Origin of the sequence: Halobaculum rarum (genome assembly GCF_040025155.1) — an archaeon.
GTDB classification, from domain to species: Archaea; Halobacteriota; Halobacteria; order Halobacteriales; family Haloferacaceae; genus Halobaculum; species Halobaculum rarum.
In genome coordinates this window covers 2226196-2247277 of sequence record NZ_CP157275.1, presented here as the reverse complement: position 1 = coordinate 2247277, position 21082 = coordinate 2226196, and the positions used below count along the sequence as shown (strand labels likewise).

At 69.6% G+C, this 21082-nt stretch carries 25 protein-coding genes; 12 read left to right on the top strand and 13 right to left on the bottom strand.

Features of this window, described 5'->3' with window-relative positions; genetic code table 11:
- Positions 1-39: 39 nt before the first annotated feature.
- The gene (locus tag ABJD39_RS11640) at positions 40-228 is read left to right on the top strand and encodes an HEWD family protein (protein ID WP_348608735.1); all 189 of its coding nucleotides are present in this window, start codon (positions 40-42) and stop codon (positions 226-228) included.
- Between the two features lie 64 nt (positions 229-292).
- On the opposite strand, the gene ABJD39_RS11635 is transcribed toward ABJD39_RS11640, so the two are convergent.
- The 4 genes from ABJD39_RS11635 to ABJD39_RS11620 form a co-directional block, all read right to left on the bottom strand.
- The gene (locus ABJD39_RS11635; protein ID WP_348608732.1) at positions 293-1018 is read right to left on the bottom strand and encodes an HAD-IIB family hydrolase; all 726 of its coding nucleotides are present in this window, start codon (positions 1016-1018) and stop codon (positions 293-295) included.
- A gap of 86 nt (positions 1019-1104) precedes the next feature.
- The gene (locus tag ABJD39_RS11630; RefSeq protein WP_348608729.1) at positions 1105-1923 is read right to left on the bottom strand and encodes a DUF5803 family protein; all 819 of its coding nucleotides are present in this window, start codon (positions 1921-1923) and stop codon (positions 1105-1107) included.
- Between the two features lies 1 nt (position 1924).
- Positions 1925-2599: a DUF2110 family protein gene (locus tag ABJD39_RS11625; protein WP_348608726.1), complete on the bottom strand. Its 675-nt coding sequence runs from the start codon at positions 2597-2599 to the stop codon at positions 1925-1927.
- Entirely contained in the window at positions 2600-3139 is a 540-nt protein-coding gene (locus ABJD39_RS11620) for a transcription factor (RefSeq protein ID WP_348608723.1), read from the bottom strand.
- 189 nt (positions 3140-3328) lie between these two features.
- On the opposite strand from ABJD39_RS11620, the gene ABJD39_RS11615 reads away from it, so the two are divergent.
- Positions 3329-3931 (top strand): hypothetical protein, encoded by a 603-nt coding sequence (locus ABJD39_RS11615; protein WP_348608720.1) that lies wholly within the window; start codon positions 3329-3331, stop codon positions 3929-3931.
- An 80-nt stretch (positions 3932-4011) separates the two neighbouring features.
- Here the strand turns inward: ABJD39_RS11615 and ABJD39_RS11610 are convergent, their stop codons facing one another.
- The 5 genes from ABJD39_RS11610 to ABJD39_RS11590 all read right to left on the bottom strand — a co-directional run bounded on the left by ABJD39_RS11610 (position 4012) and on the right by ABJD39_RS11590 (position 6789).
- Positions 4012-4398 carry a hypothetical protein gene (locus ABJD39_RS11610; RefSeq protein ID WP_348608717.1) on the bottom strand — a complete coding sequence of 129 codons (387 nt, stop codon included), beginning with the start codon at positions 4396-4398 and terminating at the stop codon, positions 4012-4014.
- Positions 4395-4628, bottom strand: a complete 234-nt coding sequence (locus tag ABJD39_RS11605; RefSeq protein ID WP_348608714.1) for a hypothetical protein — start codon at positions 4626-4628, stop codon at positions 4395-4397. The genes ABJD39_RS11610 and ABJD39_RS11605 overlap by 4 nt, the downstream gene beginning before the upstream one ends.
- A 114-nt stretch (positions 4629-4742) precedes the next feature.
- Positions 4743-5591 (bottom strand): transcriptional regulator TbsP domain-containing protein, encoded by an 849-nt coding sequence (locus tag ABJD39_RS11600; protein ID WP_348608711.1) that lies wholly within the window; start codon positions 5589-5591, stop codon positions 4743-4745.
- 56 nt (positions 5592-5647) lie between these two features.
- Complete coding sequence (locus tag ABJD39_RS11595) at positions 5648-6391, bottom strand: methyltransferase domain-containing protein (RefSeq protein ID WP_348608708.1); 744 nt, start codon at positions 6389-6391, stop codon at positions 5648-5650.
- Entirely contained in the window at positions 6388-6789 is a 402-nt protein-coding gene (locus ABJD39_RS11590; protein WP_348608705.1) for a nascent polypeptide-associated complex protein, read from the bottom strand. Before ABJD39_RS11590 ends, ABJD39_RS11595 begins: the two co-directional genes overlap by 4 nt.
- Positions 6790-6932: 143 nt before the next feature.
- Between ABJD39_RS11590 and ABJD39_RS11585 the strand changes: the two genes are divergently transcribed.
- The gene (locus ABJD39_RS11585; RefSeq protein ID WP_348608702.1) at positions 6933-7727 is read left to right on the top strand and encodes a creatininase family protein; all 795 of its coding nucleotides are present in this window, start codon (positions 6933-6935) and stop codon (positions 7725-7727) included.
- Positions 7724-8491 (top strand): 2-keto-4-pentenoate hydratase, encoded by a 768-nt coding sequence (locus ABJD39_RS11580; RefSeq protein ID WP_348608699.1) that lies wholly within the window; start codon positions 7724-7726, stop codon positions 8489-8491. Before ABJD39_RS11585 ends, ABJD39_RS11580 begins: the two co-directional genes overlap by 4 nt.
- A 190-nt stretch (positions 8492-8681) precedes the next feature.
- Here ABJD39_RS11580 and ABJD39_RS11575 read toward each other — a convergent pair whose 3' ends face one another.
- Complete coding sequence (locus tag ABJD39_RS11575) at positions 8682-9365, bottom strand: O-methyltransferase (protein ID WP_348608696.1); 684 nt, start codon at positions 9363-9365, stop codon at positions 8682-8684.
- Between the two features lie 149 nt (positions 9366-9514).
- Between ABJD39_RS11575 and ABJD39_RS11570 the strand changes: the two genes are divergently transcribed.
- On the top strand, positions 9515-10195 hold the full coding sequence (locus tag ABJD39_RS11570; protein ID WP_348608693.1) for a DNA methyltransferase: 681 nt from the start codon (positions 9515-9517) through the stop codon (positions 10193-10195).
- Between the two features lie 15 nt (positions 10196-10210).
- Here the strand turns inward: ABJD39_RS11570 and ABJD39_RS11565 are convergent, their stop codons facing one another.
- Positions 10211-10672, bottom strand: a complete 462-nt coding sequence (locus ABJD39_RS11565; RefSeq protein ID WP_348608690.1) for a transporter — start codon at positions 10670-10672, stop codon at positions 10211-10213.
- Positions 10673-10844: 172 nt separating this feature from the next.
- Here ABJD39_RS11565 and ABJD39_RS11560 point away from each other — a divergent pair, with 172 nt between their 5' ends.
- The 4 genes from ABJD39_RS11560 to ABJD39_RS11545 all read left to right on the top strand — a co-directional run bounded on the left by ABJD39_RS11560 (position 10845) and on the right by ABJD39_RS11545 (position 16212).
- Positions 10845-12521 carry an acyl-CoA mutase large subunit family protein gene (locus ABJD39_RS11560; protein WP_348608687.1) on the top strand — a complete coding sequence of 559 codons (1677 nt, stop codon included), beginning with the start codon at positions 10845-10847 and terminating at the stop codon, positions 12519-12521.
- Positions 12522-12591: 70 nt separating this feature from the next.
- On the top strand, positions 12592-12978 hold the full coding sequence (gene mce, locus ABJD39_RS11555) for a methylmalonyl-CoA epimerase (RefSeq protein ID WP_348608684.1): 387 nt from the start codon (positions 12592-12594) through the stop codon (positions 12976-12978).
- 86 nt (positions 12979-13064) lie between these two features.
- A complete protein-coding gene (locus tag ABJD39_RS11550; RefSeq protein ID WP_348608682.1) occupies positions 13065-14975 on the top strand; it encodes a class I adenylate-forming enzyme family protein in 1911 nt (636 codons plus the stop codon).
- A gap of 76 nt (positions 14976-15051) precedes the next feature.
- The gene (locus ABJD39_RS11545) at positions 15052-16212 is read left to right on the top strand and encodes an acyl-CoA dehydrogenase family protein (RefSeq protein ID WP_348608679.1); all 1161 of its coding nucleotides are present in this window, start codon (positions 15052-15054) and stop codon (positions 16210-16212) included.
- A gap of 89 nt (positions 16213-16301) precedes the next feature.
- Here ABJD39_RS11545 and ABJD39_RS11540 read toward each other — a convergent pair whose 3' ends face one another.
- Positions 16302-17660 (bottom strand): MFS transporter, encoded by a 1359-nt coding sequence (locus ABJD39_RS11540; protein WP_348608676.1) that lies wholly within the window; start codon positions 17658-17660, stop codon positions 16302-16304.
- Between the two features lie 149 nt (positions 17661-17809).
- Between ABJD39_RS11540 and ABJD39_RS11535 the strand changes: the two genes are divergently transcribed.
- The 3 genes from ABJD39_RS11535 to ABJD39_RS11525 all read left to right on the top strand — a co-directional run bounded on the left by ABJD39_RS11535 (position 17810) and on the right by ABJD39_RS11525 (position 20618).
- Positions 17810-19273 carry an NAD(P)H-hydrate dehydratase gene (locus ABJD39_RS11535; protein WP_348608673.1) on the top strand — a complete coding sequence of 488 codons (1464 nt, stop codon included), beginning with the start codon at positions 17810-17812 and terminating at the stop codon, positions 19271-19273.
- Between the two features lies 1 nt (position 19274).
- A complete protein-coding gene (moaC, locus tag ABJD39_RS11530; protein WP_348608670.1) occupies positions 19275-19817 on the top strand; it encodes a cyclic pyranopterin monophosphate synthase MoaC in 543 nt (180 codons plus the stop codon).
- Positions 19818-19892: 75 nt separating this feature from the next.
- Positions 19893-20618, top strand: coding sequence for a ribosome assembly factor SBDS (locus ABJD39_RS11525; RefSeq protein ID WP_348608668.1), 726 nt, complete (start codon positions 19893-19895; stop codon positions 20616-20618).
- Between the two features lie 39 nt (positions 20619-20657).
- On the opposite strand, the gene ABJD39_RS11520 is transcribed toward ABJD39_RS11525, so the two are convergent.
- Positions 20658-20999 (bottom strand): FUN14 domain-containing protein, encoded by a 342-nt coding sequence (locus tag ABJD39_RS11520; RefSeq protein WP_431357847.1) that lies wholly within the window; start codon positions 20997-20999, stop codon positions 20658-20660.
- Positions 21000-21082: the final 83 nt, after the last annotated feature.

The following is a 21082-nucleotide window of genomic DNA, read 5'->3' as shown; positions in this document are numbered from 1 at the left end:
CCCGAGAGCGTTAAGGTGATTCGCCGACCACCGTGCAGTATGTCAGCCCGTATCCGTCGCCCGCGAGCGCGCACCTGCGAGCGGTGCGGCCGCGACGAACGGTTCGACGACGAGACCGGAAGCTGGGTCGTCGCCGAGGACGACGCCGTCGGCAAAGTGTACTGTATCCACGAGTGGGACATCAACGGCTCGTTCATCCCGTTCGAGGACGAGACGACCGAAGCCTGACGCGAGCGGGTCGTCGCCGCGAACCGCATACACATCGTCGGCGTCGCCCGCGTACACTCCCCGTTCAGCGGTCCGCGAGCTCGATCAGCCCCGCGAGCACCGTCATCGTGCCGTCCATATATCCCGTCTCGACCACGACATCCGCCGCGTCCGTCGCGACGGGGTCGGCGTTCGCGAGCGCGTAGCTCTCGCCGGCGACCGCGAACGTCGAGGCGTCGTTCATCGAATCGCCGATTGCGACGAACGCTCCGGGGTCGCGGTCGAGGATCGACGCCGCCTCCCGGAGCCCGTTCCCCTTGCTCACGGTCGGGTCGGTGAGGTGGTACGCGTACTGCGTGTCGAGGAAGGTGAGATCGAACTCCTCGGCCACCTCACGGAGGAGCGTCTCGTCGGCGGTGACGCGGGCGGCGACCTCGGTCTCGCGCCAGCGGTTCGTCGTGTCCGCGTCGCCCCAGCCCAACTCCCCGCCGCGCTCGCGGAAGGCGGCGGCCGCCGCGGCGACGCGGTCGGCGTCGCCCTCGATGTGCACCTGTTCGTCGACGCAGACGACGCCGCCGTTCTCCGCGATCACGCGCTCGGGGATGCCGACGAAGTGACACAACGCGATCGGGTACGGGAACGACTTGCCCGTCGCGAGCACCACCGGCGCGGGCCACTCCGGAAGCACCCGGAACACGCGCGGGTCGATCGTGTGATCCGGCGTCGTCAACGTCCCGTCGATGTCGAGCGCCAGCGGCGGGAGATCTGCCTCCGAGGGGATATCGAGGTCGGCGGACGGATCGGTCGTCATTGACGGGCGAAGGGGGTGCGAGCGAAAAGGGGCGTCGGTTCCGCAGATCGTGGGCGGGTCAGTCTCGTCGACGGGTCCGGCGCGCCTCAGCGCATCCCGGGCGGCGGACCGTCGTCGCCGAGGTCGTCATCGTCGGTGTCGACATCGAGGCCGAGTTCCTCGCGCTGCTCTCGCAGCGCGTCGATCTGCCGACGGTAGTACAGCAGGCCGCCCCCGCCGACGACCGCGAGGAGGGCGAACACCCCCCCGAAGATCCGGATGTCCTGCGGGAGGTAGAACTGGACGATCACCGACTCGGTTTGCACGTCGTCCCAGCGGACGTGCAGCCGGTTGTCGTCGTCGACGGAGGTGGTCGCGCCGCCGGGATTCACGTCGCCGAACACCGGCAGCGACGCGCGGCGGTTCGGCGGGAGCACGACCTCGTAGGAGCCCTTCACGTACGTCGGGAGCGCGAACCGCTTGGGCGTCGACCCCGCGGTGAACGCGACTCGGTCGCCCTCGACGTCACCCTCGCCGGGGAGGTCGATGCGGACCACGTCGCGGGTCTGCTCGACCGCGCCGCGCTCGGCTAACTCGGACCCGTTGATCACGGTTCCGTTGGGGTAGCGGTAGCGTACCGCCCGCACGTCCAGCGGGTTCGTGCCGCCGAGGCCGTCGCGTCGGAACAGTTCGAGCTCGCTCCCGTTGACGGCGTACACCGCCGAGAACGTCGCGTTGTCGTGGATCGTGATGTGAGCGTTCAGCTCCGAGTCGACGCTCGCGTTCCAGTCGTACTCGCCGCCCGCCGGCGACTGATCCAGTCGCTCGTCGGAGACGGAGCCGCCGCCGAAGAAACCGAGACACCCTGACAGCGCGAGCATGCCGACCAGCGCAGCGAGCGCGAGGAATCGTCGCCGGCGAGCCATGCTACTGCGGGATGACCGCCTTCAGTTCCGCGGGGAGGTAGCCGCCGATGGACGCCAGGAGGCCGGGGGCGTCCGTGTTCTCCCGGCAGATGACGCTCTGTTCGAGCAGGCCGAGCCGCTCGACGGTGACGATGTCGTTCGCGTGGCCCGCCCGGTTGACGGTCGCACGCACCTCCGCGCGGGTCGCGGAGTTGGCGTTCACGCGCCCCTGGCCGCGCGTCCAGTCGTACAGGCGGTCGCGTTCATCGTCCGCGAGTTCGTGGTCCCCGTCCTCGTCGTACACGAACCGCATGGACAGGTGCTGGACGATACCGAACCGGTCGCGGATCTGCTCGGGCGAGCCGGCCCCGAGCCCGAGGCCGTCGGCCGGGATCCGGACCTCCGTCCCAGCGTCGAGGACGAAGCCGTCCTCGTCCCAGCTCTCCAGCGTGCCGACGTACGTCTCGCCGTCGGTGAAGTGATCCGTGATCTCGCCCCACTCCTCGCGGAGGACGTTGCGGGCGACCGTCTCGTCGTCGCCGGAGACGGTCACGGAGACGAAGTCGTCGTGGCGGACGCCCACGTCGAACTCCACGTCCAGGTCGCCGAGGTCGTTGGCGACGAGCGAGGTCATCCCGTCGAGTGCACGCTCGCGGGCGTCGCCCGAGACGTAGCACTTGGTCGCGAGGACGACCATTTAGGCTTCGGCCCCGGCTTCCTCGCGGTCGACGTTGAGCTCGTCGGCGAGCTGGTCGATGCGCCACTCCATCGCCTCGACGAGGCGGCTGTTCTCCATCGACTCCAGCGGCGACCCGCACTCGGGGCACTCGAAGCCGAACTCCATCGCCTCCTCGAACTCGAAGCGGATCGAGTCGATCTCACAGAGGTAGAACTGGTGGTCGGACTCGTACGAGCGGCGCTCTTGGAGCCCCTCGAGCAGGCGGTGCATCTCCTCTTCGAGGTTTTCCGGGATGTTCTCGTAGTGGAACGTCCACAGGTAGGTGAGCCACCCCGAGTCCTCGTCGCGCACGCGGCGATACGACGCCAGGTCGTTCTCGTACAGGATGAACAGCGCGCGGCGCACGTCGTTCAACTCCAGTCCCATCTCCTCCGCGAGTTCCTCGTCGGTGACCTCGCCGTCCGGCGGGGCCGCGGCGACGGGCATCCCCGTCGGACCGACGAGCTCGTGGAGGTACTTCTGGATAACAGGGTCTTCCAGGAGGTCCTCAAAAGCCATTTGTCGATTATGGGGGTGGATATCGGTTAAAGTCACCGACTCGGCGGGTCGCCGTGGCGCGGGCGCCGGCGACGCTCGCCGGTCCGTGTCCGGCGCACCTGCGACGTGTGGACCGTGGGCCGGTCGCGGCGATCGCGACGTTCGCCACGCACAGTTATCCCCGTCGCACCCGACACCGGATCTCGACGCATGTCGGATTCGTTCCCGTCAGTCCCCACGGACGCACTCGCTGATGGAGGGTGGTGCGAGCGCGAGCGTCGACGGACGACGGAGTTCGACGCGGCGGTCGTCACCGTCGAGGCGGCGACGCTCGTGTACGAGGATCGCACGCTTCGCGACCGGGTTGCCGAGGAGACGGAGCTGGACCGACTGTGGCGCTTCTTCGTCGCGAGCCGGCTCACGGTGTCGCCCGCGACCGGCCCGTCGACTGCGCTCACGAGACTCGTCGCCAACCGGGCGCACGCGGGGTTCGCGGACACGCTCACGGCGCGCGGCTTCGAGGGCGTCCGGCGCGTCGATCCCGGAGCAGTCGACTCCGCCGAGGCCACACTCGGCGACGACTCGCGGGTCGCGGGGTACGACGCGCTGTGTCGCCTCGACGGCGTCGGCGTTCGGGCGCGCGGCTGGGCGGCGGTCCGCCCCGTCGACAACGCGTATCTCCTCGTCGGCGGCGCCTACCCGACGGCCGTCCGAACCGCGCCCGACGAGCACACGGACGACGCGCTCGCCGAGGCGTTCGACCCCGAGGGGTTCCGCGAGGAGCTGTTTTCACTGATGCGCGCGACGCGATGAGGAGGTCAGGGACGGGGACAGAGACGGAGGCAGAGACATCGGCGAGAAACGAAGCGGCGAAGGGAGTGTCGGGGTCGCCGTCACCACCGACCGCGAAGCACCGCCCTGGCGACCCCTCCCACGTCGAGCCGGGCCGGCGCGACACCGAGCGCACGCGCGAGCGGTCCCGCCGGGACGCCGGGATCGATACGAGCGACCTCCACGTCGCCGACGTGGACGCCGATCGGGGCCCGATCGAGCGAGCGACCGATCCGATTCGGGAGCGACTCCCAAAGCGACCCCAGCCGTCGGAGCGTCCGAAGGCTGTCGGCCGACACGTCGATCCGGCCGTCCGAAGAGCGAACGGTGAGTCGCTCGCCGTCAACAGTCGCCTCGACGTCGACCGCGACACAGAGGTCGCCGAGGGCGACCCGTTCGGGGTCGCCGTCGGCGGTCCGAGAACTATCGCGCGGCGACCGGTCAGTCACTCCTCGGGGTCCTCACGCTCGCTCGACGAGACGCGGAGCGTCCCATTGAGTCGCCAGTGGGCGTGGTCGGCGTCCGCGTCGGCACTGCTCGGGACGTCCACCTCCAAGTCGTCGAAGGTGTAGTTGATCTCGGCGCCCCGTCCCGTCAACCGCTCGTACAGCGCGATGCCGAAGTCGGACCACGTGGTCGGATCCCCTCGACGGGTCTCGGCCGTGTCGTCGGCGCTCATTACTGTCTGCACTAACGGTTCCGACCGACTTATCGGTGTTCCCCGGTCTCCCGGCGGTTCAGGAGCGTCCGCCGTGCTCGCTGCGCTGTGTCGTCGCCTCGATCCCGCAAGTACTCACTCGCACAAGGCCGCACGTCCGCGTGCGAGCAGTTCCGCGCCAGTTAGATCGGTCGGCTCGTCGCTCGCGAGCACGAGTCGGTGCCGGGGGCGTCCGACGCCGACCGGTTCGCGCTCGGTCTCGACGAGCCCCGTCTCGATGAGGCGCGCCTTCGCCCGCGCGACCTCCGTACGACTGGTGAGGCCGATCTCCTCGGCCCACTCCCCGATGTGCATCGTCAGCAGCCCGTGGCGCGCGCCGACGAGCGTGCACGCGGTCACTGGGTCGAACGCGCCCGTTCGCGGGAGCGTCTCGGCCACGTCAAACAGGTCGACCAGTGTCTCGCCCGCGTCGGGCCACCGCTCCGCGAACGATTCTATGATCGTCGTCCGGCCCGGGACATCGAGCGCGTACTCATCGGCGTCGCGCCATCGCGCGCCGTAGGCGTCCTCGACGGCCGTACACAACGGCTCCTCATCTCCAGTGGCGAACCCACCGCTCGATCGATCCGTCGAGCCGTCGCCGTCCAGCGACACGTGGGCGCGGACGGTTCCGTCGGCGACCGTCAGGCTCGCGCCGAGATCCGATGCCGTTCGCACGGCCAACCGGTCGGCCGATCGCGCGTCGACGGCGGCGGTGGCGGTCAGGAAATCGTCGAACGCGGCGTCCGCCGACTCAACGGTACACAGAAGCCGGACCCGCGACGGTGCGCCCACGTCGATCGACGCGTCGGGATCCGATCGGTCGTCATCAGCGACGACACCGACGATTCCCCGAACGAGCGCGGGCGAGGGATCGACGACGAGGGCGTCGGAGGCCGCGGCCAGCGCTCGATCGGCGAGCGCGGACGGGGGGCTGGTCGTCATGCCGAAGCGTGTGAACCGCTTCGACTTCAGTTTTCAGGATATCGCTCGTTGGATTATCATTCGACGCGGCGAGCGAACAGCAGGTAGCCGGTGTGGCCGACGCCCGCGGTGCTCGGGCGGGTGCCGCGCTCGTCGACGGTGAGTTCGCGCTGGATCGTCTCCAGCGTCTCCACGTCGCCGAGGCCGGCCTCCCGTGCGGCGAGTTCGATGTCACGCGCGTCCTCCACGAACGGCGTGTAGACGGCGACGTAGCCGCCGGGGACGAGCAGCTCCGGGGCACGGTCGACGATCGCGGCGGCGTCGCCGGTGTCGAGGGAGATCAGATCGAACGGCTCGCCGGCGGCGAGGTCGTCGAGCTCGTCGGTGAGGTCGCCGGTCCGAACGTCGACGCGGGCGCTCACGCCGCCCATCTCCATGTTCCCGCGGGCGACCTCGGCGAACTCGGGATCGATCTCGAAGGTGGTTACGTCGGCGCCGATCCGGCCGAGGTACCCCGAGAGGACGCCCGTACCGGTACCGGCGTCGAGTACGCGATCGCCCGACTGCGCGCCGGTATGGCCGATGACGAGCCCGATATCGCGCGGCATCATCGGCGCGCCGGTTCGCTCGAAGTGGTTGAACAGGTCCGGCCCGCGCAGGCGCCGGACGTGGAACGCCTCGCCGAGATGTGTCTCCAGCACGTCTCCGTGGGCCACGTCGTCGGGCACCTCCAGCACGCCGAGGTCGGTCTGGAGTTCCTCGCCGGGGCCGCGGAGGTACTCTCGATCCGAGTCGGCGTGGACGAGGAGGTACGAACTCACTCCAGGCTGGAGATCGCCGCGGCGAGATCGCCGTCGGCGTCCTCGAGCGCCTCGCGGGCGTCGGCCTCGCTCACGCTCGCACGGGTCGCGACGAGCTGGACGTCCTCGTCGGTGATGCCGGCGGCATCACCCGAATCGGCGTCGTCGGCCGTGTCGTCGGCCGTGTCACCGTCGCCCCCGTCGCCCGCCCCGAGTTCGCGGGTCGTCGGCTCGCCGACGATCTGGTACGTCTCCTGGCCCTGGGCGTCCATGCGCGTGACCTGCGCGCCGTCGAACACGAGCTCCTCATCGCCCGTGCGGATGACGACCTCCTCGGCGTCGATCTCGGTCACGTCGATACCCATCTGCTTCATCATCTGCTGCATCTTGCGCGGGTTCATCCCGCCGCCTCCGAACATACCCGAGAAGTCGACCGCGCGCAGCAAAAACGTGGCGAAGCAGCGGCTGGCGGCACCCAACGGAAGGAGCCCGCTATCCGCCCGGATCCGCGGACGGACCGCTATCCCCGCGTTTCATCCCCCCCGCGACCCTCCCACGGCACGTGTACCTCTCTCATCAGACGTGGCCGGAGTTGGGCGACTACGTCGCCGAGGAGTCGGTCGCGATCGTCCCGCTCGGCTCCACGGAGCAGCACGGCCCGCATCTGCCGCTGGCGACGGATCACCTCATCGCCGAGGCGCTCGCGCGCGAGGCGACCGATCGGACCGGATTCCTCTGTACGCCGCCGGTGCGGATCGCCGTCTCCGAGCATCACCGGCAGTTCCACGGGACGATGTGGGTCGAGCCGACGGTCTTCCGCGACTACGTCGAGAGCTTCTCGCGTAACCTCGCGTATCACGGCATCGACCGCATCGTGTACGTGAACGCCCACGGCGGCAACGTTCAGCACCTCCGCGAAGTCGGCCGCCGGCTTCGCCGCGACGAGACGGCGTTCGCGGTTGAGTGGATGTGGGACGAGTCGATCCCCGATCTCGTTTCGGAGGCCTTCGAGCACAACGGCCCGCACGGCGGCCCGAAGGAGACCGCGATGGTCATGCACATCGCCGAGGAGTTGGTGCGGACCGACCGATTGGAGTCCGCCCGAGACGGCGGCATCGTCGACCTCTCGGACGCGGATCACCGGGAGTTCGGCGCGCGAACGTTCTACGACTCCGCCGACAACTCCGGAAACGGCGTCTTCGGCGACCAGACCGACGCGACGCCCGAGGCGGGCGAGGAGCTGTTCGAGGCGGCGACCGACCAGCTCGTGCACCTCCTGGAGTGGATCGACGCGCAGCCGTTCGCGGACCTCATGCCCGAGCCGCACGTCGACCCGCAGCCCGGAAGTCGGCGATGACCGACGACGCCAGTGACGCCCTGGCGGCGAGGCTCGCGGAAGCGCACCGAACCGCATCGCCGGTCGATCCCAACGGCGGTTCGGCGTCCGGCCTCCCGAAATCGATCGATGCCGCCTACTGCGTTCAGACGCAGCTCATCGGCCGTCTCGCCGTCGACCGCGGCGACCCGGTCGGATACAAGATCGGGTTCACCAACGAGCGCGTTCAAACGGACCTCGGCGTCGACGAACCGGCGTACGGCCGACTCCTCGAGGCGACGGTCGTCGACCCGCCCGCGAGCGTCGCCGCCGCGGAGTTCGTCGGCGTCCGGATCGAGCCGGAGATCGCGTTCCGGCTCGACGAGGACCTTCCGGCCGACGCTTCGCGCACCCGTACCCGCGACGCGGTGGCGACAGTTCACCCCGCGATCGAGCTGGTCGACAGCCGGACGGGGTGGACGTTCGACGCGCCGCTGGCGGTGGCGGACAACTGTCTCGACGCGGGACTCGTTCTCGGCGCCGGAACCGCCATCGACGGTCGCTCGCTCGGCGAGGAGGCCGTGACGCTTCGAGTCGACGGCGAGCGTGTCGACTCGGGCGTCGGCGCGGACGTGCTGGGGCACCCGCTCGCGGCGCTGGCGTGGCTGGCGGACGCCGTCGACGGGCTCCCGGCCGGCACGCTCGTCACGACCGGATCGCTGACGGAGCCGGTGCCCGTCGCGGCCGAGGAGACCGCGACGGCGACGTTCGCGTCGCTCGGAAGCGTCGAGCTCCGGGTTTCGTAGGCGAACAGGCGACAATCGCGGCCCGGGCCGTCGTCCGAGACGCACCTCCGGGCGTCCGACCGACGGTCCGAGGCGTGTTCCCGTCGCGGTGTGTCGCACACCCGCTGTCCGCGACGGGGCCGTACTCAGCGCATGCGGGGACTGGTTCCGGATTCGTACTTGAACTCTCGCCGCGGGCGGAATCGGCCCGCTAGTCGACCTTCGTGCTCACTGCGAGCCCCGAGCCAACCGGAAGGATGGCAGTCTCGAAGTCAGGGTCGTCGCGGACGGCGGCGAGGTAGTCGGCTATCCCGCGGGTCTGGTCGTTTGCGGACGCGAGCGCGCCCTCCGAGTCCTCCTCACCGCCAGTGGTGTCGCCCTCGACGTGCGCGAGCAGCGCGTCGAAGTCGATCGGACCGCGCATCACGTTGTCCGCGGCGACGACGCCGCCCGGCGCGAACTTGTCGCGGACGGCGTCGAACGCGTCGGCGTACCGCTCCTTCTGGTGGTCGACGAGCACCACGTCGAAGGGACCGTCGTAGCGTTCGATCGTCTCCATCGCGTCGCCCTCCTCGAAGATGCAGCGGCCCGCGAGACCGGCCTCACGCATGAACTCGCGGCCCTGATCGAGTTCGTCGGCGTCGAACTCCGTGAGGATCACGCGGTCGGCGCCGCCGCGGAGGAACCACGAGGCGGAGTAGCCGAAGCCCGAGCCGAACTCGAAGACGGTGTCGGCGTCGGTGAGCCGCGCGAGCAGGCGGAGGACGGCGCCCGATTCCGGGCCGATGTTCGGGAATTCGTGGTCGTCGGCGAACGCCGCCATCCGCGCCTGCACGTCGGTGTGCTCGGGACCGACCGCGCGGACGAACCGGGAGACCTCGTCTGTGAGTACCATGGCGACGGATCGACGGCGGGCGACTTGTATCCCGACGCCGAGGTCGAGGCGGACCGATCGCTGTGATCGGCCGCGGTGGCCAGTCACGCGCACCGGGCGCGCGGGCCGCCGTGGATTTATCGGGCTCGCTCGCGCCGGATCGGCACGCGATGGACACTCACCTCACGCTGGAGTTCGGCCACCGCGACCCGCTCCCCGCGGGCCACGCCGACGAGGTTCGCACGCCCGACGTGCTCGTCGAGCGGTTCCTCCGGAAGTACACCGACCCCGGCGACCGCGTGCTCGACCCGTTCGCGGGGTTCGGGACGACACTGGTCGCCGCCGACCGCCTCGGGAGGGTGCCGTTCGGCGTCGAGTACGAGCGGGACCGCGTCGCCGCGATCCGCGACCGCCTCGGCGGCGACCACGGCGGGGAGATACGCCACGGGAGCGCCCTCGACCTCGACGGATCGTGGTTCCCGCCGTGTGACTGCTGTTTCACGTCGCCGCCGTTCATGACCCACAGCATCGACCTGAACCCCTTCGAGAACTACGAGGGCGAGAGCACGTACGCCGACTACCTCGACGACATCGAGGCCGCGTTCCGCGGTGTCGCGTCGGCGATGGCGCCCGGCGGAACCGTCGTCGTCGACGTGGTGAACCTCCGCGAGGGCGACCACGTCACGCCGCTGGCGTTCGACGTGGCCGACCGGGTGAGCGAGGTGCTCCGGTTCGACGGGGAGGTCGTGATCGAGTGGGAGGGCGACGGCTACGAGGATACCCCGGGGTGCTACGGCTACGGGTTCGATCACTCGTACTGCCTGGTGTTCGAGAAGGGATCGAGCGAGTGAGCCGGGCGGTCGCCGTCAGACCGAGAGGTAGCCGCCGAGCACGAGCAGGACGAGGCCGACCGCGGCGGCGGCGGTGTAGAAGGTGCCGGCGTCGCGGGCGGCGGTGCGGACCTTCCCGGTGTCGAGCGCCGAGCGAACCTTGCTCCCGCCGACCTCGACGAGTCCGGTCATGACGACCCACAGCGCCAGCATCGTGAGCACGACGTGGCCGCGTGGCGGCGCGAACAGTCCCTCGGCCCCGTAAACTGTCGCGGCCATGTGTCCGCCCGTCGCGATGAACACGAGCGCGCCGACCCGCGTGATCGTCGACACGCCCGAGACGACGCCGCCGAGCAGTTCGGGGGTCACGTCGCCGTCTTTCGCGAGCGGGATGACCTTCCAGGCGGTGATGACGACCGCGCCGACCCAGAGGCCGGCGAACAGGGTGTGGAACACGTACGCCGCGGTGAGCGCGGCTTGCATCGGAGCGACTTGCACGGACAGTCACAGCGGCGGGAGCCACATAAATCCCGACACGACGCGGCGACGCCCCCGTCGCGGTCGCCGACGTCGCCGTCGCGGCCGGTGGGGCCAACGCGGTCGCCGGTACGTCCGTCCTGGCGGCGACGGCTCCAGTCCGCTTAAGCCGCGGGCGCGTGATGGGTCCGTCATGTTCGACCCCGACGATCTCGAAGCCATCCGCGAGGGCAAGCGGGAGTGGGAGGAGGAAACCCTCTCCTCGACGCTCGACCGCTTCGGGGAGCGCAAGGAGGAGTTCACCACCGACACCGGCGGGCAGGACGTGAAGCGGCTGTACACCCCGGACGACGTGCCCGACCTCGACTACGAGGACGACGTGGGGTTCCCCGGGGAGGAGCCGTACACGCGCGGCGTCTACCCGACGATGCACCGCGGGCGCCTGTGGACCATGCGCCAGTACGCCGGGATGGGAACCGCCGCCGAGACCAACGAGCGCTTCCAGTACCTCATCGACCAGGGCTCCTCGGGGCTGTCGATGGCGTTCGACCTCCCCACCCAGATGGGGTACGACTCCGACGCCAAGATGGCCGCCGGCGAGGTGGGGAAGTCCGGCGTCGCCATCGACTCGCTCGAGGACTTCGAGCGCGTCTTCGACGACATCCCGCTGGACGAGGTGTCCACCTCGATGACGATCAACGCGCCCGCCGCCGTCCTGCTGGCGATGTACATCGCCGTCGGCGACCGGCAGGGCGTCGACCGCGAGGAGCTTCGCGGCACCATCCAGAACGACATCATGAAGGAGTACATCGCCCGCAACCTCTACATCTATCCGCCGGAGCCGTCGATGCGGCTGATCACGGACATCTTCGCGTTCTGCGCCGAGGAGGTCCCCAGCTTCAACACCATCTCCATCTCGGGGTACCATATCCGCGAGGCCGGCTCCACGGCCGCACAGGAGATCGCGTTCACCCTCGGCGACGGTATCGAGTACGTGCAGGCGGCCGTCGACGCGGGACTCGACGTCGACGAGTTCGCGCCGCAGCTCTCCTTCTTTTTCAACGCCCACAACAACATCCTCGAGGAGGTGGCGAAGTTCCGTGCCGCCCGACGGATGTGGGCGAAGATCATGGAGGAGCAGTTCGGCGCGGAGAACCCCAAATCGAAGCAGCTGAAGTTCCACACCCAGACCGCCGGGTCGACGCTCACCGCCCAGCAGATCGAGAACAACGTCGTCCGCGTCGGCTACCAGGCGCTGGCGGCGGTGCTCGGCGGTACACAGAGCCTCCACACCAACGGGAAAGACGAGGCGCTGTCGCTGCCGACCGAGCAGTCGGTTCGGACGGCCCTCCGGACCCAGCAGATCCTCGCCCACGAGTCCGGCGCCGCCGACACGATCGACCCGCTCGCGGGCAGCTACTACGTCGAGAGCCTCACCGACGGCATCGAGGAGGAGGCGTTCGAGATCCTCGAGGAGGTCGACCGCCGCGGCGGGATGCTCGACGCCGTGAAGAGCCAGTGGGTCCAGCGACAGATCCAGGACACCGCCTTCGAGCGCCAGCGCGAGATCGAGGAGGGCGAGCGGATCATCGTCGGCGTCAACGAGTACGAGGTCGAGGAGGAGGCCCACGTCGACCTCGAGGACGTCTCCGAGGAGGAGGAGCAAGCGCAGATCGACCGGGTGCAGGCGCTCCGCGAGGACCGCGACTCCGAGGCCGCCGAGGACGCGCTGGCGGGGCTGCGCGACGCCTGCCGGGGCGACGCGAACGTGATGCCGCACATCGTCGACGCGGTGAAGGCGTACGCGACGGTCGGCGAGATCTCCGACGTGATGCGCGAGGAGTTCGGCGAGTACAAGCCCGGGCAGTAGTTCCGGGACCCGTCCGCGATCGACGCTGGGTTCGGACGGATTTATCCTCCCGGCGTCGTACGCGCCGGGTATGCACGTCGACCACGCCGGGACCGCGACCGACGACGCGGCCGCACTCGCCGCGCTGTACACGGACCTGCTCGACTGCGAGATCGCCCACGAGGAGGAGTTCGACGGGATGGCGGTCGTCTTCCTCGAACTGGGCGACTCGTACCTCGAACTCCTCGAACCGCTCGACGACGAGGGGGCGATCGCCGGCTACCTCGACCGCAACGGGCCGGGGATCCACCACCTCGCGTTCGCCACCGACGACATCGCGGGCGCGCTCGACCGCGCCCGCGACCTCGGGGTCGAGTTGATCGACGAGGAGCCGCGGCCGGGCGCGTGGGGCCACGAGGTCGCCTTCTGCCACCCGCGGGACACCGGCGGTATCCTCGTGGAGTTCGTCGAACACTGAGGCATCGCAGTCGCCCAGCACGGCATCGCCAACGCGGTCCCGCAGCGATGGAAAGAGCGTAGTGGGATGGGGTTCATCTCGGTTCCATGCGCGATTGGCTCTCCCACCGGGTCGCCGCCACGCCGGACGCGGAAGCGCTCGTGCCGGCGGCCTCGGGGGAGTCACTGACGTACGCGGATCTCGACGCCCGCGCGGCGGCGCTGGCGGCCCGGCTGGCCGGGTTGGGCATCGAACCGGGGGATCACCTCGCGGTCGTCCTCGACAATCGGCCGGGATACGTGGCGCTCGTCCACGCCGCGATGCGGCTGGGCGTGCGGCTCGTCCCCTGTTCGGACCGGCTCACGGCCGCGGAACTCGAACCCAAACTCGCCGCCGCCGACGCGACGGTGCTCGTATGTGGGGAGGACACTGAAGCCGTCGCCGTCGCGGCGGCCCTCGGCGATCCGTTCGCCGGGACCGGCGCCAATGAGGGCGCCGCCGGCGAGGGCGACGCGGGCGAGGGCGACGCCGATGATCCGGCGGCGACAGGCTGGCGGTCGGTCGGCGACTTCGAGCCCGCCCGTGTCGACGCCGAGGGGACGGGTGGCCGCGGTGACGAGGGCGCTGTAGACGGCGCTGGCGGACCGACCGGGTCGCCGGTTCCGGTCGTCTCGCTCGACGATCCGGACGACGACCGCGTCGTGGGGATCGACGCCGCGCCCGATGGGGACGTTCCCGCGGTCCGCTGGGGACGAGGCGACACCCTCATCATGCTGTTCACGTCGGGGTCGACCGGGGAGCCGAAGCTCGTACCGCTGTCGATGGGGAACGTCCTGTCGTCGGCGACCGCCTCGGCGTTCCGGCTGGGTGTGCTGCCCGACGACCGCTACCTCGCGACGCTGTCGCTGCACCACACCGGCGGGATCATGCCGCTGTACCGGGCGACGCTGTACGGGACGAGCGTCGTCCTCCGGGAGTCGTTCGACGCCGGCGGCGCCGTCGACGATATCCGGCGCTACGACGTGACGGGCGTCTCGCTCGTCCCGACGATGCTCTCGCGGATGCTCGACGCGCGCGGGACGCTACCGAGCTCGCTGCGCGCGGTGCTGTTGGGGGGCGCGCCCGCGCCCGACTCGCTGATCGAGCGCTGTCGCGACTTCTCGGTCCCGATTCACCCGACGTGGGGGATGACCGAGGCCGCCTCCCAGATCGCGACCGCGAGCCCCCGGGAGGCGTTCGACCGAGTCGGCACCGTGGGCCGGCCGCTACTGTGGACGGACGTGACGGTCCGCGACGAGGACGGAGCGAAGCTCCCGTCGGGCGAAACAGGGGAGCTCGTGGTTTCCGGCCCGTCGATCACCGCGGGGTACTACCGCGACGAGGCGACGACCGACGCCGCGTCGTCCGACGACGGCGCGCTCCGGACGGGTGACGTGGGCTACCGCGACGGGGACGGCTACGTGTACGTGCTCAACCGCCTCGACGACCGGATCATCTCCGGCGGCGAGAACGTCGACCCCGGCGAGGTCGAGGCGGCGATCCGCGGACACCCCGACATCGACGACGTCGCGGTCGCGGGCCTGCCGGACGACGAGTGGGGCGAGCGCGTCGCCGCGCTCGTCGTCCCCGTCGAGCCGACCGCGACGGCCGAGGACCCGCTGACGGCCGCGGCCGTCGAATCGTTCTGCCGCGAGCGCTTAGCGGGATTCAAGATCCCGCGTACGATCGCGTTCGCCGAGGAGCTCCCCCGAACCGTCTCCGGCACCGTCGAGCGACCGGCCGTACGGGACCGGCTCGAACGTGCCCGTGGCGCCGAGCGCGACTTGGGCGAGACGGACGACGCAGTCGAGGGGTCCGATGCCGACAGGGCGACGACCCCCGCTGAGGGAACCGCGGACGGCAGGGGGGGTGCGGACGGTGGGGGCGGTGGAGACAGTGGGGGCGGTAGAGACAGTGGGGGCGATGAGGACGACATCGAGGGGGCGGACGGGGACGAGGAATCCGACGACGAGGAGTAACGCGCGCCCGGTAAACGCGAATCCCCGGGTCGGCGGTTCCACGGAGATTATGGTGGCGGGTTACCGAATGGGAAGTATGAACACGGACCTCGGTCTGCTGGACGAGTCGCTGGTTCCGGAGCACGCGCGCGACGTGAAGCAGGAAGCTCGCGAGTTCGCCGAAGAGCACATCGCGCCGGTCGCCCAGGAGCACTTCGAGGCCGACGACTACCCGTGGGAGGTGCTGGAGGCCGGCCAGGAGGCGGGCCTCGTCGGACAGGACATCCCCGAGGAGTACGGCGGCCGCGGCCTCGACATCTACCAGATGCTCGCCATCGCCGAGGAGTTCTACCGCGCGGACGCCGGCATCGGGCTGACGATGATGCTCGCGTCGTTCGGCAACGAGCTCGTCTACGACTACGGCACCGACGAGCAGTGCGAGGAGTACGTCCGCCCCGTCGCCGAGGGCGAGCAGATATCCGGGCTCGCGGTGTCTGAGCCGCAGACCGGCTCCGACCTCGCGGGCATGACGACCAAGGCCGAGAAGGTCGACGGCGGCTACGAGATCACCGGCGAGAAGTACTGGGTCGGCAACGCCGTCGAGGGCGACTGGCTCACGGTCTACGCGAAGACCGGCGACTCCGAGGACCGCTACGGCAACTACTCGCTGTTCATCGTCGAGACCGACGCCGACGGCTACGAGGCCGAGCACATCCCCGAGAAGATGGGCATGCGCGCGTCCAAGCAGGGCCACATCGTCATGGAGGACTGCTTCGTCCCCGAGGAGAACCTGATCGGCGCCGAGGGCGGCGGCTTCTACATGCTCGCGGACTTCTTCAACCACGGACGCGTCGTCGTCGGCGGCCACGGCATCGGCCTCGCCGCGGCGGCCATCGAGGAGGCGTGGGAGTTCGTCCACGACCGCGAGGCGTTCAACCGTACCATCTCTGAGTTCCAGTCCGTCCAGCACGACCTGGCCGACATGCGCACCGAGTTCGAGGCCGCGCGCTCGCTCAACTGGCGCGCCGCCGAGAAGCTCCACGAGGGCGAGAACGCCGGGCTGTGGGCCGCGATGGCGAAGCTCAAGTCCACGGAGACGGCCGTCGACTGCGCCGAGCGCGGGATGCAGCTCCACGGCGGCCGCTCGATCCTCACCGAGCGCCGCATCGCCCGCGTCTACCGGGACGTGCGCATTCCGGTGATCTACGAGGGCGCCAGCGAGGTGCAGCGCAACCTCGTGTACCGGCAGTCGCAGTAGGATCGGCCGTCGATTCCGGGCTCGATAGCGATCTCGGTCGAACCGATCGATCCCCGAGAACGGTGATAACCCGGATTCAGGGACGGACTTCAGTCGTCCGTTCCGGGTTGGGCCGAACTGCCCTCCACCTCGTGAGCGCTATCCAGCGTGACCTTCGTCCGTGACGATAGCTGACGCAGCGACATGACGATCCCAGCGCCGGCCATGATGACGACGCCCGCCACGACGAACGCGGTGGTGAACCCGACTCCGTTCGCGAGCGCGCCACCTCCCATACTCCCGATACCGCCGGCGAGGGCCGAGAGCGCGGCGTACATCCCCAGTGCTTCCCCCCGGACATCCGCGGGGGCGATCCGTGTAACGATCGTCCCGGCGGTCACGGCGATCACTGCCCAGGAGACGCCGATGAGGACGAACAGGAGTGCGGAGAGAGCCATCCCGACGACACCGGCAGCGAGCGCTGCACCGACGACGGCGACGAGCGGGATCGCGAGACCCCGAATCCCCAGTGCGCCCGTCTGGAGAATTCTGAGGTCGAATCTGGTACTGAGCGTCCCCGCACTGGTGTAGAACGCCGCCGCACCGAGACTGGAAACGAGATAGAGCCCGAACACCAGATCCGAGGAGAAGCCGACGCCGGTGAGATACAGGGGAAGTGGCGCGAAGAACGCCGAGAAGCCGATGAAGAAGAGGACGACGCCGAGGAAGTACACGGCGAGCGTGGGTGTGAACTTGCCGGCGAGATGCTTCGGGTGCAGCGTCCGGGTCGACCAATACAGACGGTTGGGGTTGAATACGAACGTCGCCCCACGGATTCCTCGTCGGCCGATCGAGAGGATCCGTGCGACCTGTTCAGGATCGACCCGACCGAGTTGTCGCCGTGACGGTGCTGGCATCCAGCGATCGAGAAGGACTGCGGCGAGTAGCGCAGAGATCCCACTGAACACGAACAGGGACTGCTGTGTGAACGCCGGCGTGAACTGCCGACCGACCGTGAGGGACCAACAGATCCCGAGCAACAGCCCGCCGGCCCAGCCGTATCCCTGATACTTGTTGAGGAGTGCGATCTCTCGATTCCACTCCCGTTCGGGCGTATCGGCGACGACGAGCAGCGTCAGTACGGGCCCCGCGGCGGCGAACACGAGCCAGAGGATCGCGTTCGCGACGATGAGGGCCGGGATCGAGGAGAGCAACGGCATCACACCCAGGAGTACGCCGACGCCGCCGAGGCTGAACAGAATGATCCCGCGTGAGTTCGACGTCCGATCGGCGAGGCGACCCCAGACGATCGCGCCGGGGGCTCCGAGGAACGCGGCGACGGCACCGAGCAAGCCCAGTTCGAACGGGTCGCCTCCGATCTGGACGACGTACAGCGGGACCAACAACGACGCGACACCCGCGGCGATCGAGCCGAGTCCCCACGCGAACAGCCACCGGTGCTTGGCCATATCGGGTTCACAGCCATGGAGTACTTGATAACAGTGGTGTGGCGAACGTCACGGAACGCGCTGCTATCCCAACCGTCCGAACGAGGGTCGCGTCTCACTGAGCCCACCCACGCGCTTTACCCCCTCCCTGTCGAACTCGGAGTCGACACATGATCTCCTCCGAGCGGATGGCGATGGTCGACCGCAACGCCGCGGCGCTCGGCGTCTCGACGAAACAGCTGATGGAGTCGTCGGGCAACGCCGTCGCCCGCGCGGTCCGCGAGCGGGCGGCCCCCGGCGATCGAGTCCTCCTGATCTGCGGCCGCGGGAACAACGGCGGCGACGCGATGGTCGCCGCGCGGTTCCTCGACGAGTTCGTCATCGAGACGCTCCTTCTGGGCCGACCGGAGACGATCCGCACCGACATCGCCCGCGAGAACTGGGACGCGCTCGTCGGGAGCGACCTCCCGACCCGAACCGTCGCCGACTCCCGCGAGTTCGACCTCGACGAGTACGGTCCGGACCTCGTCGTCGACGCGATGCTCGGCACGGGCGTCACGGGCGCGCTCAGGGAGCCTGAGGCGACCGTCGCCCGCCGGCTCAACGCCGCCGACGTGCCCGTCGTCTCCGTCGACGTACCCTCCGGCGTCGACGCCGATACCGGCGAGCCGACGGGGGCGGGAGCCGGGTCGAGCCTCGCCGTCGACGCCGACGCGGTCGTCACCTTCCACGAGGATAAACCGGGGCTCGCGGATCTCGACGCCGACGTGACGGTCGCGGACATCGGCATCCCCGACGCCGCCGAGACGTTCGTCGGCCCTGGCGACCTGCTGGCGCTTCGCCGCGAGGCCGACTCCCACAAGGGCGACAACGGCGAGGTGCTCGTCGTCGGCGGCGGCCCCTACACCGGCGCGCCCGCGCTCGCCGCCCGGGCCGCGCTCCGCGCCGGCGCCGACCTCGTCAGGGTGGCCTGCCCCGAGCCCGTCGCCCGCGAGATCCAGGGGTACGGCCCCGACCTCATCGTCCGCCCGTTCGACGGCGACCACCTCGCCCCGCGGCACGTCGACGACCTGCTCGACCGCGCGGCCGACCAGGACACCGTGGTCTTCGGCCCCGGACTCGGCAGCGCCGACGTGACGCTCGACGCCGTCGCCGAGTTCCTCGCCGGCTACGACGGCCGCGCGGTCGTCGACGCCGACGCGCTCCAGGTCGTCCCCGAGGCCGACACCGACGCCGACCTGATCTGCACACCGCACCAGGGCGAGTTGCTGAAGATGGGCGGTGAGACCGACGACGACTGGCGCGAGCGTGCCGACCTCGTGACCGAGTTCGCGGGCGAGTTGGGCCACACGCTCCTCGTGAAGGGTCGCTACGACGTTGTCAGCGACGGGGCGGACACCCGAGTGGGACGGACGGGCAACCCGGGCATGACCGTCGGCGGCACCGGCGACGTGCTCGCCGGGATGACGGGCGCGCTCGCCGCGCAGGTCGAGTCGCCGCTCCAGGCGGCCGCGCTCGCGGCGTGGGCGAACGGCCGCGCGGGCGACGCGGCCGCCGACGAGTTCGGCGACGGTCTCGCCGCCTCTGACCTCCCCGATCGAATCCCACAAGCCCTCCGCGACGAAGGGGAGTGACATGAGCGACGACGACGCCCACGGCGACCGCGACGCCGGCTCGGACGACGATCCGACCGCCGACGCGGACGACGACCTCACCCACACCGACGACGCCGGCGACGTGCAGATGGTGAACGTCGGGAACAAACCCGAGTCCGCGCGGCGCGCGGTCGCGCGCGGCACGATCCACCTCACCGAGTCGACCGTCGAGGCCGTCCGCGGCAACGAGGTGCGGAAGGGCGACGTGCTCGCGACCGCCCGGATCGGCGCGGTACAGGCGGTGAAACACACCTGGGAGACGATCCCGATGTGCCACCAGATCCCGATAACGAACGTCGACACCGAGTTCGAGGTGAGCGACGACCGAATCGATCTGGAGGTCGCCGTCGAGACGACCGGGAAGACGGGCTGCGAGATGGAGGCGCTGGAGGGCGTCACCACCGGCCTGAACGTCGTCTGGGACATGGTGAAGGCCGCCGAGAAGGACGCGACGGGCGGGTATCCGAACACGCGGATCACGGACGTGGAGGTCGTGACGAAGGACAAGACCGTGCTGGAGTGATCTCCGTGCAGGTGTCGCGCTAGCCCGGTTGCGTCCGCCGGATACCTTTTAATCACGGCCGCGGAACCACCATCTATGATATCACTCGACGAGGCCGTCACCGCCCGGCTGGAATCCCATGGCACGCGCTTCGAAGTCCTGATCGACCCGGACGCGGCGCTGGCGATCAAACGCGGCGAGTTCGACGGGGATCTGGAGGACGTGATCGCCGCCGAGGACGTCTTCGAGAACGCTTCCCGCGGCGACCGACCGCCCGAGGAGGACGTCGAGGAGGTGTTCGGCACGACCGACGCGATGGAGATCATCCCGGAGGTCATCAAGCGCGGGGAGATCCAGATCACCGCCGAGCAGCGCAAGGAGATGCTCGAACAGAAGCACAAACAGCTCGTCAACCGCATCACGCGCAACGCGGTGAACCCACAGATGGACGACGCGCCCCACCCGCCCGAGCGAATCGAGCGCGCGCTGGAGGAGGCGGGGTTCACGCTCGACCCGATGGAGCCCGTCGAGAACCAGATCGACGACGCGCTCGAAGCCTTGCGCCCCGTCATCCCGATCCGCTTCGACGAGGTGACGATCGCGGTGCAGTTGCCCGCCGACTACGCGGGTTCAGGGCAGGCGAAGGTGCGCGAGTTCGGCGATCTGGAGCGCGAGGAGTGGCAAAGCGACGGCTCGTGGGTCGGCGTGGTCACGTTCCCCGCGGGACTGCAGAACGACTTCTACGACCTCGTGAACGAGGTGTCCAGCGGGGAGGCCGAGACGCGCGTCGTGAAAGAGGAGGACGAGATCAGCCGCCGATAGCGGCGCGGTGTGGCCGGAGACGGACCCACCGCGGGTCGATCATCCCCGCTTGAAGCCGACGAAGAAGCCGCCGGTGAACCCCGCCGACACCGACAGCGTCGAGAGGATCGTCTCGACCCACGTCGGCGGCGTCTCGGCGGTCGCGGCCGTCCCGAGCGACTCGAACGCTCCGCCGAGCTTGTTCCAGTTCACGGTCAATACTCCCCGGGATTCGAGAAACTTGAACAGCGCGAGCTCCAGCCCGACGATCACCGCGATCAGCTTCGCGATCTTCTTCGCCGCGAACCCGATGATCCCCCCGATGACGGCCCCCGTCCCGAGTTCGAACCCGAGCTGCCGGGGGTCGATATCCAACTGTGCGAGCAGTTCCAGTCCTGGCATACCGCGGTGTGGGCCGTCCCCGGTTAAGTCGTTTGTGGGCCGAACGGCTACACGGTCGTGATCGCATTGTCTCGAAGCGACCC

Coding starts and splice junctions, on each gene's coding strand:
- mce (WP_348608684.1), top strand. CDS start 12,592: ATGCACGTCGACCACGCCGGGACCGCGACCGACGACGCGGCCGCACTC.
- ABJD39_RS11570 (WP_348608693.1), top strand. CDS start 9,515: ATGGACACTCACCTCACGCTGGAGTTCGGCCACCGCGACCCGCTCCCC.
- ABJD39_RS11520 (WP_431357847.1), bottom strand. CDS start 20,999: ATGCCAGGACTGGAACTGCTCGCACAGTTGGATATCGACCCCCGGCAG.
- ABJD39_RS11575 (WP_348608696.1), bottom strand. CDS start 9,365: ATGGTACTCACAGACGAGGTCTCCCGGTTCGTCCGCGCGGTCGGTCCC.
- ABJD39_RS11635 (WP_348608732.1), bottom strand. CDS start 1,018: ATGACGACCGATCCGTCCGCCGACCTCGATATCCCCTCGGAGGCAGAT.
- ABJD39_RS11550 (WP_348608682.1), top strand. CDS start 13,065: ATGCGCGATTGGCTCTCCCACCGGGTCGCCGCCACGCCGGACGCGGAA.
- ABJD39_RS11560 (WP_348608687.1), top strand. CDS start 10,845: ATGTTCGACCCCGACGATCTCGAAGCCATCCGCGAGGGCAAGCGGGAG.
- ABJD39_RS11620 (WP_348608723.1), bottom strand. CDS start 3,139: ATGGCTTTTGAGGACCTCCTGGAAGACCCTGTTATCCAGAAGTACCTC.
- ABJD39_RS11545 (WP_348608679.1), top strand. CDS start 15,052: ATGAACACGGACCTCGGTCTGCTGGACGAGTCGCTGGTTCCGGAGCAC.
- ABJD39_RS11540 (WP_348608676.1), bottom strand. CDS start 17,660: ATGGCCAAGCACCGGTGGCTGTTCGCGTGGGGACTCGGCTCGATCGCC.
- ABJD39_RS11625 (WP_348608726.1), bottom strand. CDS start 2,599: ATGGTCGTCCTCGCGACCAAGTGCTACGTCTCGGGCGACGCCCGCGAG.
- ABJD39_RS11525 (WP_348608668.1), top strand. CDS start 19,893: ATGATATCACTCGACGAGGCCGTCACCGCCCGGCTGGAATCCCATGGC.
- moaC (WP_348608670.1), top strand. CDS start 19,275: ATGAGCGACGACGACGCCCACGGCGACCGCGACGCCGGCTCGGACGAC.
- ABJD39_RS11605 (WP_348608714.1), bottom strand. CDS start 4,628: ATGAGCGCCGACGACACGGCCGAGACCCGTCGAGGGGATCCGACCACG.
- ABJD39_RS11590 (WP_348608705.1), bottom strand. CDS start 6,789: ATGTTCGGAGGCGGCGGGATGAACCCGCGCAAGATGCAGCAGATGATG.
- ABJD39_RS11535 (WP_348608673.1), top strand. CDS start 17,810: ATGATCTCCTCCGAGCGGATGGCGATGGTCGACCGCAACGCCGCGGCG.
- ABJD39_RS11630 (WP_348608729.1), bottom strand. CDS start 1,923: ATGGCTCGCCGGCGACGATTCCTCGCGCTCGCTGCGCTGGTCGGCATG.
- ABJD39_RS11600 (WP_348608711.1), bottom strand. CDS start 5,591: ATGACGACCAGCCCCCCGTCCGCGCTCGCCGATCGAGCGCTGGCCGCG.
- ABJD39_RS11615 (WP_348608720.1), top strand. CDS start 3,329: ATGTCGGATTCGTTCCCGTCAGTCCCCACGGACGCACTCGCTGATGGA.
- ABJD39_RS11580 (WP_348608699.1), top strand. CDS start 7,724: ATGACCGACGACGCCAGTGACGCCCTGGCGGCGAGGCTCGCGGAAGCG.
- ABJD39_RS11640 (WP_348608735.1), top strand. CDS start 40: ATGTCAGCCCGTATCCGTCGCCCGCGAGCGCGCACCTGCGAGCGGTGC.